Consider the following 15,329-nt stretch of genomic DNA (forward strand, 5'->3'; position numbering starts at 1 on the left):
TAGACTGGCCAAGCCGGTCCGGGTCCGGCCTGTCGATGGGAGTGGTGCTGTGCAGACGGCGCACCGGTACTTCGTGGCGGCGACGGTGGCGGTGCTCTTGGTCCTGGTGGGCTGCCCCGCGCGCGCCGCGGCCGCCGACGTCAGGATCCCGATGGGCGGCGGCGCCGGCATCGTCATCAACGGGGACACGATGTGCACCCTGACCACCATCGGGGGCGATGCCGCCGGTGATCTGATCGGCTTCACTTCGGCGCATTGCGGCGGGCCGGGCGCGCAGGTGGCCGCCGAGGGCGCCGAAAACGCCGGCATCCTGGGCACCATGGTCGCCGGCAACGACAACCTCGACTACGCGGTGATCAAGTTCGATCCCGCCAAGGTGACGCCGACCGCCAACTACAACGGCTTCGCGATCAACGGGCTCGGCCCGGACCCTGCCTTCGGCGAGATCGCGTGCAAACAGGGCCGCACCACCGGCAACTCGTGCGGCGTCACCTGGGGCCCCGGCCAAGAACCGGGCACCATCGTCATGCAGGTCTGCGGCCAGCCGGGCGACTCGGGAGCGCCGGTGACCGTGAACAACATGCTCGTCGGGATGATCCACGGGGCGTTCAGCGACAACCTGCCGACCTGCATCATCAAGTACATCCCGCTGCACACGCCGGCCGTCGTCCAGTCGTTCAACACGATCCTGGGCGACGTCAACGCCAAGCACCGGCCCGGCGCGGGGTTCACGCCCCTACCGGGCTGAGTCGGCTACTTCGAGGCCTGGATCGCGTCGAACACCCCGGGGTCGAGCAGCGTCGACGTGTCTCCGAGCTCGCGGTTTTCGGCGACGTCCCGCAGCAGCCGGCGCATGATCTTGCCGCTGCGGGTCTTGGGCAGCTCGGGCACCACGTGGATCTCCCGCGGCTTGGCGATGGGCGAGATCTCCTTGGCCACCTCGGCCCGCAGCTCGTCGACGATCCCGTCGTGCACTTCGTACTCGGCGCACAGGACGACGAACGCGCAGACGGCCTGGCCCGTGGTCTCGTCGGTCTTGGCGACCACCGCGGCCTCGGCCACGCCGTGGTGGCCGACGAGCGCCGACTCCAGTTCGGCGCTGGAGAGCCGGTGCCCGGACACGTTCATCACGTCGTCGATGCGGCCCACCACCCAGATGGCGCCGTCGCGGTCGTAATAGGCGCTATCCCCGGCGAAGTACCAGCCCTGCTCGGCGAACCGGGACCAGTAGGTCTCGACGTAGCGTTCCGGATCGCCCCAGATGCCGCGCAGCATCGACGGCCACGGCTGGTCCAAGACCAGGTAGCCGGTGATGTGTTCGCCGTGGTGGACGGTGGGCGTCAGGTGTTCGCCGTGGTCGTCGACGATGCTCGCGGAGATGCCGGGCAGAGCCCTCATCGCCGAACCCGGTTTGGCCGCAGCGACTCCGGGCAGGGGGGAGATCATCGCGGCGCCCGTCTCGGTCTGCCACCAGGTGTCCACGATCGGGAGGCGCTCGGCGCCGATCACCTTGTGGTACCAGCGCCACGCCTCGGGGTTGATCGGCTCGCCCACCGTGCCCAGCAGTCGCAGGCTGGACAGGTCGTGCGCGTCGGGGATCTCGCGCCCCCACTTCATGAACGTGCGGATAAGCGTGGGCGCGGTGTAATAGATTGTGACGCCGTACTTTTCGATGATCTCGAAATGCCGGTGCTGGGTCGGCGAGTCGGGCGTGCCCTCATAGAGGACCTCGGTGACCCCGTTGGACAGCGGGCCGTAGACGCCGTAGGTGTGCCCGGTGACCCAGCCGATATCGGCGGTGCACCAGAAGACGTCGCGGTCGGGCTTGATGTCGAAGATGTAGTAGTGCGTGTACGACGACTGCGTCAGATAGCCGCCGCTGGTGTGCACGATGCCCTTGGGCTTGCCGGTGGTCCCGGAGGTGTACAGCAGGAACAGCGGCTGCTCGGCGTCGAACGGCTCCGGCGTGTGTTCGGGCGACGCGGCGTCGACGACGTCGTGCCACCACAGGTCACGGTCGCCATTCCAGGACACGTCGATTCCGGTGCGCCGCACCACCAGAAGGTGCTCGACCGGGCTGTCCGCGTCCGAGACCGCCTCGTCGGCCGCGTCCTTGAGCGGGGCCGGCTTGCCGCGGCGAAACTGACCGTCGCTGGTGATCAGCAGCTTGGCCTGGGCATCGGCGATCCTGGCCCGTAGCGCCTTCGCGGTGAAGCCGGCGAACACCACGCTGTGCATGATGCCCAGCCGGGCGCAGGCCAGCATCGCGATCACCGCTTCGGGGATCAACGGCATGTAGATGGCGGCCCGGTCACCGGCGACCAGTCCGAGGCCGGTGAGCGCGTTGGCCGCCTTGCAGACCTCGGCCTGTAGGTCGGCATAGGTCAGGCTGCGGCTGTCGCCGGGCTCACCCTCCCAGTGGATGGCGACGCGATCCCCGTGGCCGGCCTCCACGTGCCGGTCGACGCAGTTGTAGGCGACGTTGAGCTTGCCGTCGGCGAACCACTTGGCGAACGGGGCGTCCGACCAGTCCAGCACCTCGGTGAACGGGGTCGACCACGACAGCCGATTGGCCTGCTTGCCCCAGAACGCCAGCCGGTCCTCGTCGGCCTCGCGGTACAAGTCCTCGCCCGCGTTGGCCTGCTCGGCGAACTCCGCCGGCGGGGGATACGACGACGGGCCTACGGCGTCGGTGGCGGTCACTGGCTTCCTCCTGGTGTCGAGGCTCGTCGATCGTCAGAGAGCCTAGCCCCACAAGGTGAAAAGCGGAGCTTGAAATCGAGGTCGAAGCCGGCCCCGGTGGCGGATAATCACCGATGTGCCGGATCACGGGCGACTACTTCGCAGCTTTGTCGCGGCCGCAACGGGTTACGCGGCCAGCGCCGCGCTGGGGCCGGCCGCGTGGGCCATGCCGACCGACAACGCGGACGCCCCGACCCCGTGCTGGTCGGACCAGATCGCCGTCACGGCCTCGCCGACTCAGGCGGCGGTGGGCCACCGCGCGGCCACGCTGGTGTTCAGCCTGGCCGGCGGCGCGGAACCCTGCACGCTGACCGGATACCCCGGCGTCGACTCCGGGTCCGGAGGACCGCTCGTTCACGCCCAGCCCACGCTGCGCGGCTACATGGGCGGCCTGCCGGGCGGCAACGAGGTGCCACCTACCGTCGTCCTGTCCCTATCCACCCAGGCGCAGGCCGTGGTGGAGGGGCTTGCCGTCGACGCGAACGGCAGCCCGTGCCCCACCTACACCGACCTGTTGGTCAATCCGCCGGACACCACCGTGGTCCTGACCGTGCCGGCCACCATCGACGCCTGCGCGCTGCAGGTGCACCCCGTCACTCCCGTCTGAGGACCGTCAGTCGGTGTTCAGGCCCTAGGGTCGGGTGTTATGCGTCGGGCCCCGCGCGCCTTGCCGGCCTTCGTCGCCGCCGGCTTCCTGGCGGTCGCGTCGCTGACCGCGTGTGGTGGCGGGGCGCTCAGTCCCGAACTGGTGGTGGTCAATGGTGGCGAGCCGCCGAACCCGCTGATTCCCACGGGCACCAACGACAGCCTCGGTGGCCGAATCCTGGACCGACTTTTCGCCGGTTTGGTGTCGTATGACGCCGCCGGCAAACCGTCGCCGGAGGTGGCGCAGTCGATCGAGACAACCGACAACGTCAACTACCGCATCGCGCTCAAGCCCGGCTGGAAGTTCACCGACGGCTCGCCGGTGACGGCCCATTCGTTCGTCGACGCGTGGAACTACGGCGCGCTGAGCGCCAATGCCCAACTGCAACAAAGCTTTTTCAGCCCGATCGTCGGGTACGACGACGTCGCCGGGCCCGGTGGGGGCGGGAAGACCACCATGTCCGGGCTGCGCGTCGTCAGCGATCTCGAGTTCGATGTGCGGCTCAAGGCGCCGACCGTCGACTTCACGTTGCGGCTGGGACACAACGCGTTCTACCCGTTACCCGACATGGCGTTTCGGGACATGGCGGCATTCGGCCGCCACCCGGTGGGCAACGGCCCCTACGAGTTGGCGGACGGCCCCGACGGGCCGGCCTGGGAACACAACGTCAAGATCGACCTGAAACCCAACCCCGACTACCACGGCAATCGCGTGCCCCACAACAAGGGCCTGAGGTTCGAGTTCTACGCCAACCTGGACACCGCCTACGCCGACCTGCTGTCGGGCAATCTCGATGTGCTGGACACGATTCCGTCCAGCGCGCTGACCATCTTCAAGCGTGACCTCGGCGGCAACGCCGCCAGCGGGCCCGTCGCGGTCAGCCAGTCGCTGGACACGCCGTTGCGGCTGCCGCACTTCGGCGGCGAGGAAGGCCGGCTGCGCCGCTTGGCGTTGTCGGCCGCCGTCAACCGGCCGCAAATCTGTCAGCAGATCTTCAACGCCACCCGCAGCCCGGCCCGCGACTTCACCGCCAGCTCGCTGCCCGGGTTCGACCCGAATATCCCGGGCAACGACGCGCTGGACTTCAACCCCGAACGGGCACGCCAACTTTGGGCGCAGGCCAATGCGATTTCGCCATGGAGCGGGCGGTACTCGATCGCTTACAACGCCGACAGCGGCCATCAAGAGTGGGTGGACGCCGTGGCCAACAGCATCAAGAACGTCCTGGGCATCGACGCCGTCGGCGCGCCGCACCCCACGTTCGCCGGCTTCCGCACCCAGATCACCAACCGCAGCATCGACACCGCGTTCCGCGCGGGCTGGATCGGCGACTACCCGTCGATGATCGAGTTCCTGGCTCCGCTGTACGCGACCGGGGCGGGATCCAACGACGTCGGATACTCCAGCCCGGAATTCGACGCCGGGCTGGCCGCCGCCGAGGCGGCACCGGACCTGCACCAGGCGGATGTGCTCGTCAACCTCGCCCAACGAATCCTGTTGCGCGACATGCCCGCCGTGCCGCTGTGGTACTACATCGCGGTGGTCGGATGGTCGCCGCAGGTCAGCGGCGTCAAGCTGACCTGGAACGGCATGCCCGACTACGAGAACATCGTCAAGGCCTGAGATGGGTTGGTACATCGTGCGCCGGATCGCCGTCATGGTGCCGGTGTTCCTCGGCGCCACGCTGTTGATCTACGGCATGGTCTTCCTGTTGCCGGGCGACCCGGTGGCCGTGATGGCCGGGGACCGGCCGTTGACGCCCGAGGTCGCGGCGCAACTGCGGGCGCGCTACCACCTCGACGACCCGTTCCTGGTGCAGTACCTGCGTTACCTGGGCGGCGTCCTGCACGGCGACCTGGGCCGGTCCTACTCCGGGCTGCCAGTGAGTAACGTTCTGGCCCATGCCTTTCCGGTCACGCTGCGGCTCGCGCTGATCGCCCTGGTGGTCGAGGCGGTGCTGGGCATCGCCTTCGGGGTGATCGCCGGCCTGCGCACGGGTGGCCTGTTCGATTCCACCGTGCTGGTCGCCGGGCTGGTCATCATCGCGGTACCCATCTTCGTCCTGGGATTCCTGGCGCAGTTCGTTTTCGGGGTGAAGCTGGGCATCGCGCCGGTCACGGTGGGGGAGCGGTCGACGTTCGGGCGGCTGCTGCTGCCCGGCGTGGTGCTGGGCTCGGTGTCGTTCGCCTACGTGGTGCGGCTGACCCGATCCGCCGTGGCCGCCAACGCGCACGCCGACTATGTCCGCACCGCCACCGCCAAGGGGCTGTCCCGGCCCCGGGTGGTGACGGTGCACATCCTGCGCAATTCGCTCATCCCGGTCGTGACGTTTCTGGGGGCCGACCTGGGGGCGTTGATGGGCGGGGCCATTGTCACGGAAGGCATTTTCAACGTCCACGGCGTGGGCGGCGTGCTCTATCAGGCCGTCACCCGGCAGGAGGCGCCGACCGTGGTGTCGATCGTGACCGTGCTGGTGCTGATCTACCTGGTCACCAACCTGGCGGTGGACCTGCTGTATGCCGCACTGGATCCGAGGATCCGGTATGGCTGAGCCGGCACGGGCCAGTGGCTTCTGGCGCGACGCCTGGCGCGGGTTGCGCGGGCGACCGAAGTTCATCGTCGCCGGCCTGCTGATCGCGTTCGTCGTCGCGGTCGCGCTGTTTCCGGCGGTGTTCACCGGGGCCGACCCCGCCTACGCCGACCCCGCCCAGAGCCTGCTCCCGCCGTCGCGCGCGCACTGGTTCGGCACCGACCTGCAGGGCCACGACGTCTACGCCCGCACCGTCTACGGGGCACGGGCCTCGGTCACCGTCGGCCTGGGAGCCGCCCTGGCCGTGTTCGTCGTCGGCGGGGCCCTCGGCGCGCTGGCCGGCTTCTACGGCGGGTGGATCGACGCGGTGGTCTCCCGCGTCAGCGACGTGTTCTTCGGCCTGCCCCTGCTGCTGGCCGCCATCGTGCTCATGCAGGTCCTGCACCACCGGACGGTGTGGACGGTCATCGCCATCCTCGCCCTGTTCGGCTGGCCGCAGGTGGCCCGCATCGCGCGCGGATCGGTGCTTGCCGTGCGGGCCAGCGACTATGTGGTCGCCGCAAAAGCACTGGGGTTGAGCCGCTTTCAGATCCTGCTCCGCCACGTGCTGCCCAACGCCTTGGGCCCCGTCATCGCGGTGGCCACCATCGCCCTCGGCGTTTTCATCGTCACCGAGGCCACCCTGTCCTACCTGGGTGTCGGGCTGCCCGCGACGGTGGTGTCCTGGGGCGGTGACATCAATCTCGCCCAGACGCGGTTGCGGGCGGGATCGCCCATCCTCTTCTATCCCGCCGGCGCGCTGGCGATCACGGTGCTGGCGTTCATGATGATGGGCGACGCGCTGCGCGACGCCCTGGACCCGGCGTCCCGAGCGTGGCGCCCATGACCGGCACGCCGCTGCTCTCCGTCGAGGGCCTGAAGGTCGACTTCGGTGATCAGGCCGCCGTCCGCGGCGTGGATTTCGCCGTCCAACCCGGCCACACCGTCGCGGTGGTGGGGGAATCGGGATCGGGCAAATCCACCACGGCGGCCGCGATCCTCGGCCTGCTTCCCACCGGCGGCCGGATCACGGCCGGGCGCATCGTCTTCGACGGCTCCGACATCGCCGGGGCCGACCGCCGGACGCTGCGTGCGATCAGGGGCCGCGAGATCGGCTATATCCCCCAGGACCCGATGACCAACCTCAACCCCGTCTGGAAGGTGGGCTTCCAGGTTGCGGAGGCGTTGCGGGCCAACACTTCCGACCGCCGGTCCCGGCGAAGGGCGGTCGAACTGCTCGCCCAGGCCGGGATGCGGGACCCCGACAAACAGGCCGGCCGCTACCCGCACCAGCTCTCCGGCGGCATGTGTCAGCGGGCGCTGATCGCGATCGGGTTGGCGGGCCGGCCGCGGCTGCTGATCGCCGACGAACCGACCTCGGCGCTGGACGTCACCGTGCAACGCCAGGTGCTCGACCACCTGCAGGGGCTCACCGCGGAACTCGGCACCGCGCTGCTGCTGATCACCCATGACCTGGCGCTGGCCGCCGAACGCGCCGAGTCGGTGGTCGTCATGCGCGACGGCGTGGTGGTGGAATCCGGTGCGGCGCGGTCGATCTTGCGGAGCCCGCAGCACGAATACACCCGGCGGCTGGTGGCCGCCGCACCCTCGGTGACCGTCAAAGGCCCGCCCCGGCCACGGCCGGCGAACGATGGGGCGCCGGACGACATCCTCGTCGCCTCCGGGCTGACCAAGGCATACCGGGAATCCCGCGGGGCGCCGTGGCGGCGCGCGGAATTCCTTGCCGTCGACGGTGTTTCGTTCCGCCTGCGGCGAGCGAGCACCCTGGCGATCGCCGGGGAGTCCGGCTCGGGGAAGTCCACGCTGGCGCAGCTGGTGCTAGGCCTGCTGCCGCCGACCTCGGGCACGGTCGTCTTCGACGGCGAGCGCGTCGACGCCGCGGTGAACCGCGATCGGCAATTGGCGCTCCGACGCCGGATGCAGCCGGTCTTCCAAAACCCCTACAGCAGCCTCGATCCCATGTACACGGTGTTTCGGGCCGTCGAGGAACCGCTGCGCATCCACCGCGTCGGCGACCGCCGGCAGCGCGAGCGCGCGGTGCGCGAGCTCGTCGACCAGGTGGCGTTGCCGTCGTCGGTCCTGGGGCGGCTACCCCGCGAACTGTCGGGCGGCCAACGGCAGCGGGTGGCGATCGCTCGGGCGCTGGCGTTGCGGCCCGACATGCTGGTCTGCGACGAGGCGGTTTCCGCGCTCGACGTCCTGGTGCAGGCGCAGATACTGGATCTGCTGGCCGAACTGCAGACCGAGCTGGGGCTCACCTATCTGTTCATCAGCCACGACCTGGCCGTGATCCGTCAGATCGCCGACGACGTCCTGGTGATGCGCGCCGGGCGCGTGGTGGAGCACGCCGCCACCGAGGAGCTGTTCGCCCGGCCCCGGCACGAATACACCCGCCAGTTGCTGGAGGCCATCCCGCACGCGCCGACATCGGATCGGTGAAGCCGGGATAGGTTGGCAACCTGTGACCGCTGATCCCCTGGCTCCGCTGATGGAGCTGCCCGGCGTCGCCGAGGCCAGCGATCGGGCCCGCGAGGCGCTGGGGCGCGCCCACCGCCACCGCGCCAACCTGCGCGGTTGGCCGGTGACCGCCGCCGAGGCGGCGCTGCGGGCCGCGCGCGCCTCCTCGGTGCTGGACGGCGGTCCCGTGCGGCTGGAAGACCTCGCGGACGCGGGTGCGGTCAGCGACCCGGTGTTCGGCGGGGCGCTGCGGGTGGCCCAGGCGCTGGAGGGCGGCGAGGGACCGCTGGTCGGAATCTGGCGGCGCGCGCCGCTGCAGGCGCTGGCCCGACTGCACATGCTGGCGGCGGCCGACCAGGTCGACGAGGAACGGCTGGGCCGGCCCCGCGCCGACGCCGGCGTCGGGCCGCGGCTGGAGTTGCTGGCGGAGTTGGTCAGCGGCGGCACCCGGGCGCCGGCGCCGGTGGTGGCCGCCGTCGCGCATGGGGAGCTGCTGACGCTGCGGCCCTTCGGCAGCGCGGACGGGGTGGTGGCCCGAGCGGTGTCGCGGTTGGTCACCATCGCCAGCGGCTTGGACCCGCACGGGTTGGGCGTGCCCGAGGTGAATTGGATGCGGCAGCCCGCCGATTATCGCGATGCGGCCGAAGGTTTCGCCGGCGGTACCGCGGAAGGGGTGGGGGCCTGGCTGGTGCTGTGTTGCCGCGCAATCCGAGCCGGTGCGCAGGAGGCGTGGGCGATCGCCGATTCGCTGTCGAGTCGATAGCTGATTCGGTAGCCCGCGGCCGACGAAAACGGCACCGAACAATGCAAAGCGGGCGACGTCCGAAAGGAATTCGGTCCGCCGCCCGCTAGCACGGAGCTCGGTTACCATGCGTGCATTTCTGGGCTGCGTGGGTTGGCCTCGGCGATCTTGCGATGCTTGTGGCTGCAACCCCACCCAAAGGGTCGTCGTCACCGTTCACATTTCGCAATTACGCAGGCCCGCAACACTTCTGCCATTTTCGCGGCTATGACTCCGCGTGGGTGCCGAGCACCGTGCTGGGCGCCCGGGTCGGGAGAACGAACCTTCTCTTCCGGATCGACCTTGGCCTCACCGGGCTTCCGTGGTTCCTTTGTACTACTAGACCCCTAGCGCAGCAAGGCCCAATTTTGCAAAAGCCGGGAAGCGAAGTGGCATCGGAGTTTGCTGCGAATCGCGGTGCCGGCTAGAACGCGAACCGGCGCAACAGCGAGTAGGTGACCGCGCCCGCGGCCAGCGCGCTGACGCCCACCGCGGCGGTCGTCGCGATCGCGGCGCCCGACGGGGCGGGGATGCGATCGCGCAGCGAAACCGGTTTGGAGAACGACAACACGGGCCAACCACGCTCGACGGCTTCCCGGCGCAATCCGCGGTCCGGATTCACCACGCTGGGGTGGCCGACGGACTCGAGCATCGGCAGGTCGGTGATCGAGTCGGAGTAGGCGTAGCAGTGCCGAAGCGGGTAGCCCTCGCGGGCGGCCAGCTCGCGGATCGCTTGCACCTTGCCCTCGCCGTAGCAGTAGAACGCGATCTCGCCGGTGTACCGGCCGTCCTCCACCACCATGCGGGTCGCCATCGCGTGGGTGGCGCCCAGGGCGCGGGCGATCGGCGCGACGATCTCCTCGCCGGAGGCGGAGACCACGACCACGTCGCGGCCGCACAGCTTGTGCGCGGCGATCAGGTCCGCGGCCTCGGCGAACACCAGCGGGGTCACGATGTCGTGCAGCGTTTCGTTGACGATCGACTTGACCTGTTCCACGTCCCAGCCGGCGACCATGTTCGTCATGTGGATGCGCATCCGGTCCATCTGGTCATGATCAGCACCGGAGAGCAGATAGATGAACTGGGCGTAGCTCGATTTGAGCACGGCGCGGCGGTTCAGCAGTCCCTGGTTGAAGAAGGGTTTGCTGAAAGCCAGCGTGCTGGACTTGGCGATGATCGTCTTGTCCAGGTCGAAGAAGGCCGCGGTGCGGGCCCGGGGAGCGGTGGCCGCCGCCGTGTGCTGCTCCGCGGCCGGGTCGAAGACGGTCACCGACCCAGCATATGTCGGCCGTGCGCCCGGGCCCCGGTTCCGGGGCCGAAACGCCGCTCAGCAGTGTGGGACCGGCGGTAACGCACTGTTTTTGCGGCTCAACGTGTTCTTTCCTGGAGAAGAGCCCTTGCGTTACCGCCGCTAGTCATGTGTATAGTAAGCATTACTCGGCCTGAGCCGAGGGTGTATCAGCCCGACCCCCCGGGGCTGATGCACGACGACCCTCGCCTCCTCCCCCCCTGGCGGGGGTCGTCCCTTTTCTGGGGTCAGATCCTCTTTGACGTGCCGCGTGGCGCGGCGTTCACGTGGTTGCGGACATTGCGACTTCTGTGTGCCGGCCGCTCCCGGCCGACGCGCTTTGTGCACACTCGCGTCTCTATCCCCAAATCGGTATTTGGGACTGGTGTCCAATATCGCGGGTCCGACAGGGTGGGTCCGTGACGAGCATCTCCCAGGCCGAGCCCGCGGGCGTGCTGGCGGTGTTGGCGGATCCGGAACTGCGCCGGGAATTCGACCGCGTGGCGGCGGCCGTCGGTGTCCGGGTGGTCCACGCGGGCGGTGCCGTGAGTCGCAAAACGTGGTCGGCGGCCGCGGCCGTCGTGCTGGACGAAACGGCGGCCGACCGGTGCGGGCGGGCGGCGCTGCCGCGCCGCGCTCACGTCGCCGTGCTGACCGCGGGTGACCCGGCGACCGCGGCGTGGGCGGCGGCCGTCGCGGTCGGCGCCGAGTGCGTGCTGCGGCTGCCCGAGCAGGAGGCCGGGTTGGTCCGCGCGCTCGCCGAGGCCGTCGAATCGTCGCGCGACGACGGGTCGCGCGGCGAAGTGGTCGCGGTCGTCGGGGGGTGCGGCGGGGCCGGCGCGTCAACGCTGGCGGCCGCCCTGGCGCAGGCCGCCGCCGACGCGGTGCTGGTCGACCTCGACCCGTGGGGCGGGGGCATCGATCTGCTGCTGGGCGCCGAGACCGCGCCCGGCCTGCGCTGGCCGGACCTCGCCCTGCAAGGCGGCCGGCTGAACTGGTCGGCGGCGCGGGAGGCGTTGCCGCGACACCGCGGGGTCAGCGTGCTGTCCGGCACTCGGCGCGGATACGAGTTGGCGGCCGGGCCGGTGCACGCCATCGTCGACGCCGGCCGCCGCGGCGCGGTCACCGTGATCTGTGACCTTCCGCGCCGTCTCACCGACGCCGCGCAGGCCGCGCTGGACGCCGCCGACCTCGTCGTCGTGGTCAGCCGCTGCGACGTGCCCGCGTGCGCGGCGACGGGTGCGCTCGCCCCGGTGCTGGCCGCCATCAATCCCAACGTGGGGTTGGTGGTGCGGGGCCCGTCGCCGGGCGGGTTGCGGGCCGGTGAGATCGCCGACATCACCGGGCTGCCGTTGCTGGCGGCGATGAGGGCCGAACCCCGGGTCGCCGAGCAGCTCGAGCGCGGCGGCCTGCGGCTCGGGCGACGATCCGCGCTCGCCGCGGCGGCCCGCCAGGTGCTCACCGTGCTGCCGCGCGCATCGTCGGGTCCGACGCGAAACGGTAGGGCCGCGTGAGCGGTTCGCTGATCGACCGGGTGCGTGAGCGGCTGGCCGCCGAAGCCGGACCGCTGGGATCTCCGTTGGGCCCGAACGCCGTGGCGGCCGCGATCCGGGCCGAGTCCGGCGGGATGCTGGGCGACACCGAGGTGTTGGCCAACCTGCGGGTGCTGCAGACCGAGCTGACCGGCGCCGGCATCCTCGATCCGTTGCTGTGTGCGGACGGCACCACCGACGTGTTGGTCACCGCGCCCGACGCGGTGTGGGTCGACGACGGGAATGGGTTGCGGCGCACTGAGGTTCGGTTCGCCGACGAGGCGGCGGTGCGGCGCCTGGCGCAGCGGCTGGCGCTGGCCGCCGGCCGACGCCTGGACGACGCGCAGCCGTGGGTGGACGGGCAGCTGACCGGCGTCGGCGCCGGGTTCGCGGTGCGGTTGCACGCGGTGCTGCCGCCCGTGGCGGCCGGGGGCACCTGCTTGTCGCTGCGGGTGTTGCGGCCGGCCAGTCAGGACCTGGCGGCCCTGACCGCGGCCGGCGCCTTGGCGCCCGAGGCCGCCGCCCTGGTCGAAGACATCATCGCGGCCCGGTTGGCGTTCCTGGTGTGCGGCGGAACCGGGGCCGGCAAGACGACCTTGCTCGCGGCGATGCTCGGCGCCGTGACGCCCACCGAACGAATCGTGTGCGTCGAGGATGCCGCCGAGCTGGCGCCCCGGCATCCGCACCTGGTGAAGCTCGTCGCGCGGTGCGCCAATGTCGAAGGGGTGGGCGAGGTTCCGGTGCGCCAACTCGTTCGGCAGGCCCTGCGGATGCGACCCGACCGCATCGTGGTCGGCGAGGTGCGGGGCGCGGAGGTGGTCGATCTGCTCGCCGCGTTGAACACCGGCCACGACGGGGGAGCGGGCACGGTGCACGCGAACAACCCGGCCGAGGTGCCCGCCCGGCTGGAGGCCCTCGGCGCGCTCGGCGGCCTCGATCGCGCGGCGCTGCACAGCCAACTCGCCGCGGCCGTGCAGGTGCTGTTGCACGTCACGCGGGATCGCACCGGGCGGCGCCGGCTCGGCGAAATCGCGGTGCTACGCGCGGTCGAGGGGCGGGTGCGGGCGGTCACGGTGTGGCACGCCGACGGCGGCCCGACCGACGACGCGGGATCGCTGAAACGGTTGTTGCAGAGCCGGATGCCGGCATGAACGGGGCGACGGCCGGCGCGCTGCTGTTGGCGCTCGCGCTCATCGTGCTGCCGCCGTCACCCGGGCGCCGCCTCGCGCCGGTGACGCCGAACCCTTGGTGGCGCCCGCGCGCCGCGGCCTGTCTTGCGGTGGGGGTCGCGGGTGCGGCCGCCGCGGTGCTGCCGCTGACGACGGTGCTGGCCGTCGCGGTCGTGGGCGCGACCGCGGGCGCGCGCGCTCGCCGCCGCCACCGCATCCGATGCGCACTGCGCGAGGGCCAAACGCTGGAGGGCGCGCTCGACGTGCTCGTCGGTGAATTGCGCGTCGGGTCCCATCCGGTGCGTGCGTTCGGGGTGGCCGCCGGTGAAACCACCGGTGCGGTCGCGGCGTCCTTGCGGGCGGTCGCGGCCCGCGCCAGGCTCGGGGCCGACGTCGCGGCCGGCCTGCGCGCCGCCGCGAAATCGTCGGCGCTGCCGCCGCATTGGGATCGCCTCGCGCTGTGCTGGCAGCTGGCCAGCGACCACGGCCTGGCGATCGCGACGCTGATGCGCGCTGCCCAGCGCGATATCGCCGAACGGCAACGCTTTTCGGCGCGGGTCACATCGAACATGGCCGGCGCGCGCGCCACCGCTGCCATTCTGGCGGGCCTGCCGGTGCTCGGCTTGCTGCTGGGCCAATCGATCGGCGCGCGGCCGCTGGCCTTCCTGCTCGACGGGCATGCGGGCGGCTGGCTCCTGGTCGCCGGTTCCACGCTGGCGTGCGCGGGCCTGTGCTGGGCGGACCGCATCACCGATCGGGTCGGGGCGTGACCGCGGCGGCGCTGTTTCTCGCGGTGGCCGCGTGGATCGGACCCGGGCCGTCGCTGGTCCGGGCGCGGGCGCGGATCCCGGCCCGCGAGCGTCGGCGGCGCCCGGGGCGCAGGCCGGCGCGCGGCCCCGATCCGCTGGCGGTCGCGTCCTGTTTCGACGTGCTGGCCGTGTGCCTGGGCGCGGGCATGGCGGTGGCCACCGCGGCCGCCGCCGCCGCGACGGCCGCCCCGCCGGTGTTGGCCCGCGTGCTGCGGCGAGCGGCCGACCTGCTGGCGTTGGGCGCGGATCCCGTTGTCGCATGGGCGGTTTCGCCGGAGGTAGGTGCCGATGCCCAGGTCGAGGCGCTGCTGCGGTTGGCTCGGCGTTCGGCGGCCTCGGGCGCGGCGCTGGCCGAGGGCGTCGCCGAGCTGGCCGACCAATCCCGTCACGACGCCGCGCACGCGGCCACCGCCGCCGCCGAGCGCGCCGGGGTGTTGATCGCCGGCCCCCTCGGGTTGTGCTTCTTGCCGGCGTTCGTGTGCCTGGGGATCGTCCCGGTGGTGGCCGGGCTCGCCGGCGATGTCTTCCAGTCTGGATTATGGTGAGAGGAAAGGAAACCATTGCTGTACAACATGATTCGGGTCATCGTCGCCCGGGCGACGGTGTTGGCGTCGGACGAGTCGGGCATGTCCACGGTCGAGTACGCCATCGGCACCGTGGCGGCGGCCGCCTTCGGGGCGATCCTGTACACCGTCGTGACCGGCGACTCCATCGTGTCGGCGCTGACCAACATCATCGGCCGCGCGCTCAACACCAAGGCCTAGCCGGCAGTGCCGGTGCCGCCACCGTCGAGGCCGCGACCAGGGTGGCCGCGCCCCGATCATCCCGAGGGCTCGGCCACCGAAACAGCCTTGGCCACAATCTCGATCGCCGGCAACAACTTGGAGTGCGCGACCACGGTGGCCACCACGAACTCACCGTCGCGGTGCACCTCGACGCGCGCCCCGCCGGGGGCGACGCGGCGGGCGACGCCCACCGCCGAGCCCTCGTCCCCGCGGGCGGCCAGGCGGGCGGCCTCCCGGGCGGCGTCCACGCAGCGCACCTGCATCGACACAGCCGTGATGCCGGCCAGACACAGCACCAGCACGACGACGAGCGTGGCGATGCCCAGCGCGGCCTCGACGGTGGCGGCACCGGCACTGCCGGCTAGGCCTTGGTGTTGAGCGCGCGGCCGATGATGTTGGTCAGCGCCGACACGATGGAGTCGCCGGTCACGACGGTGTACAGGATCGCCCCGAAGGCGGCCGCCGCCACGGTGCCGATGGCGTACTCGACCGTGGACATGCCCGACTCGTCCGACGCCAACACCGTCGCC

General features: G+C 71.1%; 16 protein-coding genes. 12 read left to right on the forward strand and 4 right to left on the reverse strand.

Going from position 1 to position 15,329, the window contains the following annotated elements:
* Positions 1-49 precede the first annotated feature (49 nt).
* A complete protein-coding gene (locus A5680_RS09730) occupies positions 50-748 on the forward strand; it encodes a hypothetical protein (protein WP_055404056.1) in 699 nt (232 codons plus the stop codon).
* A 5-nt stretch (positions 749-753) separates the two neighbouring features.
* Here the strand turns inward: A5680_RS09730 and acs are convergent, their stop codons facing one another.
* On the reverse strand, positions 754-2,703 hold the full coding sequence (gene acs / locus A5680_RS09735; protein ID WP_067818693.1) for an acetate--CoA ligase: 1,950 nt from the start codon (positions 2,701-2,703) through the stop codon (positions 754-756).
* 115 nt (positions 2,704-2,818) lie between these two features.
* On the opposite strand from acs, the gene A5680_RS09740 reads away from it, so the two are divergent.
* The 6 genes from A5680_RS09740 to A5680_RS09765 are packed head-to-tail and all read left to right on the forward strand — an operon-like array spanning position 2,819 to position 9,198.
* Positions 2,819-3,349 carry a DUF4232 domain-containing protein gene (locus A5680_RS09740; RefSeq protein WP_369808543.1) on the forward strand — a complete coding sequence of 177 codons (531 nt, stop codon included), beginning with the start codon at positions 2,819-2,821 and terminating at the stop codon, positions 3,347-3,349.
* Positions 3,350-3,388: 39 nt separating this feature from the next.
* Positions 3,389-5,011 (forward strand): ABC transporter substrate-binding protein, encoded by a 1,623-nt coding sequence (locus tag A5680_RS09745; RefSeq protein WP_067818697.1) that lies wholly within the window; start codon positions 3,389-3,391, stop codon positions 5,009-5,011.
* Between the two features lies 1 nt (position 5,012).
* Positions 5,013-5,939 carry an ABC transporter permease gene (locus A5680_RS09750; protein WP_055404053.1) on the forward strand — a complete coding sequence of 309 codons (927 nt, stop codon included), beginning with the start codon at positions 5,013-5,015 and terminating at the stop codon, positions 5,937-5,939.
* The gene (locus A5680_RS09755; RefSeq protein WP_055404052.1) at positions 5,932-6,804 is read left to right on the forward strand and encodes an ABC transporter permease; all 873 of its coding nucleotides are present in this window, start codon (positions 5,932-5,934) and stop codon (positions 6,802-6,804) included. Before A5680_RS09750 ends, A5680_RS09755 begins: the two co-directional genes overlap by 8 nt.
* Entirely contained in the window at positions 6,801-8,417 is a 1,617-nt protein-coding gene (locus tag A5680_RS09760) for an ABC transporter ATP-binding protein (RefSeq protein WP_055404071.1), read from the forward strand. Before A5680_RS09755 ends, A5680_RS09760 begins: the two co-directional genes overlap by 4 nt.
* Positions 8,418-8,439: 22 nt before the next feature.
* Entirely contained in the window at positions 8,440-9,198 is a 759-nt protein-coding gene (locus A5680_RS09765) for an oxidoreductase (RefSeq protein WP_067818700.1), read from the forward strand.
* Positions 9,199-9,640: 442 nt separating this feature from the next.
* Here the strand turns inward: A5680_RS09765 and A5680_RS09770 are convergent, their stop codons facing one another.
* Positions 9,641-10,486 carry an HAD-IB family hydrolase gene (locus tag A5680_RS09770; protein WP_067818703.1) on the reverse strand — a complete coding sequence of 282 codons (846 nt, stop codon included), beginning with the start codon at positions 10,484-10,486 and terminating at the stop codon, positions 9,641-9,643.
* A 479-nt stretch (positions 10,487-10,965) separates the two neighbouring features.
* On the opposite strand from A5680_RS09770, the gene ssd reads away from it, so the two are divergent.
* From ssd to A5680_RS09795, 5 genes are read left to right on the forward strand one after another with little or no spacing between them, the layout of a single operon-like run.
* Positions 10,966-12,018 carry a septum site-determining protein Ssd gene (gene ssd / locus A5680_RS09775; RefSeq protein WP_082970324.1) on the forward strand — a complete coding sequence of 351 codons (1,053 nt, stop codon included), beginning with the start codon at positions 10,966-10,968 and terminating at the stop codon, positions 12,016-12,018.
* A complete protein-coding gene (locus tag A5680_RS09780; RefSeq protein ID WP_067818705.1) occupies positions 12,015-13,187 on the forward strand; it encodes a TadA family conjugal transfer-associated ATPase in 1,173 nt (390 codons plus the stop codon). Before ssd ends, A5680_RS09780 begins: the two co-directional genes overlap by 4 nt.
* Entirely contained in the window at positions 13,184-13,975 is a 792-nt protein-coding gene (locus A5680_RS09785) for a type II secretion system F family protein (protein WP_067818708.1), read from the forward strand. Before A5680_RS09780 ends, A5680_RS09785 begins: the two co-directional genes overlap by 4 nt.
* Entirely contained in the window at positions 13,972-14,559 is a 588-nt protein-coding gene (locus A5680_RS09790) for a type II secretion system F family protein (RefSeq protein WP_197499760.1), read from the forward strand. Before A5680_RS09785 ends, A5680_RS09790 begins: the two co-directional genes overlap by 4 nt.
* Positions 14,560-14,586: 27 nt before the next feature.
* Entirely contained in the window at positions 14,587-14,778 is a 192-nt protein-coding gene (locus A5680_RS09795) for a DUF4244 domain-containing protein (RefSeq protein WP_067818737.1), read from the forward strand.
* A gap of 56 nt (positions 14,779-14,834) precedes the next feature.
* Here A5680_RS09795 and A5680_RS09800 read toward each other — a convergent pair whose 3' ends face one another.
* Positions 14,835-15,125: a TadE family type IV pilus minor pilin gene (locus A5680_RS09800; protein ID WP_082970323.1), complete on the reverse strand. Its 291-nt coding sequence runs from the start codon at positions 15,123-15,125 to the stop codon at positions 14,835-14,837.
* Between the two features lie 35 nt (positions 15,126-15,160).
* Positions 15,161-15,322 (reverse strand): DUF4244 domain-containing protein, encoded by a 162-nt coding sequence (locus A5680_RS25130; protein WP_082970336.1) that lies wholly within the window; start codon positions 15,320-15,322, stop codon positions 15,161-15,163.
* Positions 15,323-15,329 lie beyond the last annotated feature (7 nt).

The sequence above is a fragment of the Mycobacterium sp. E2989 genome, from assembly GCF_001667595.1.
In the GTDB taxonomy this organism is placed as follows: Bacteria; Actinomycetota; Actinomycetes; order Mycobacteriales; family Mycobacteriaceae; genus Mycobacterium.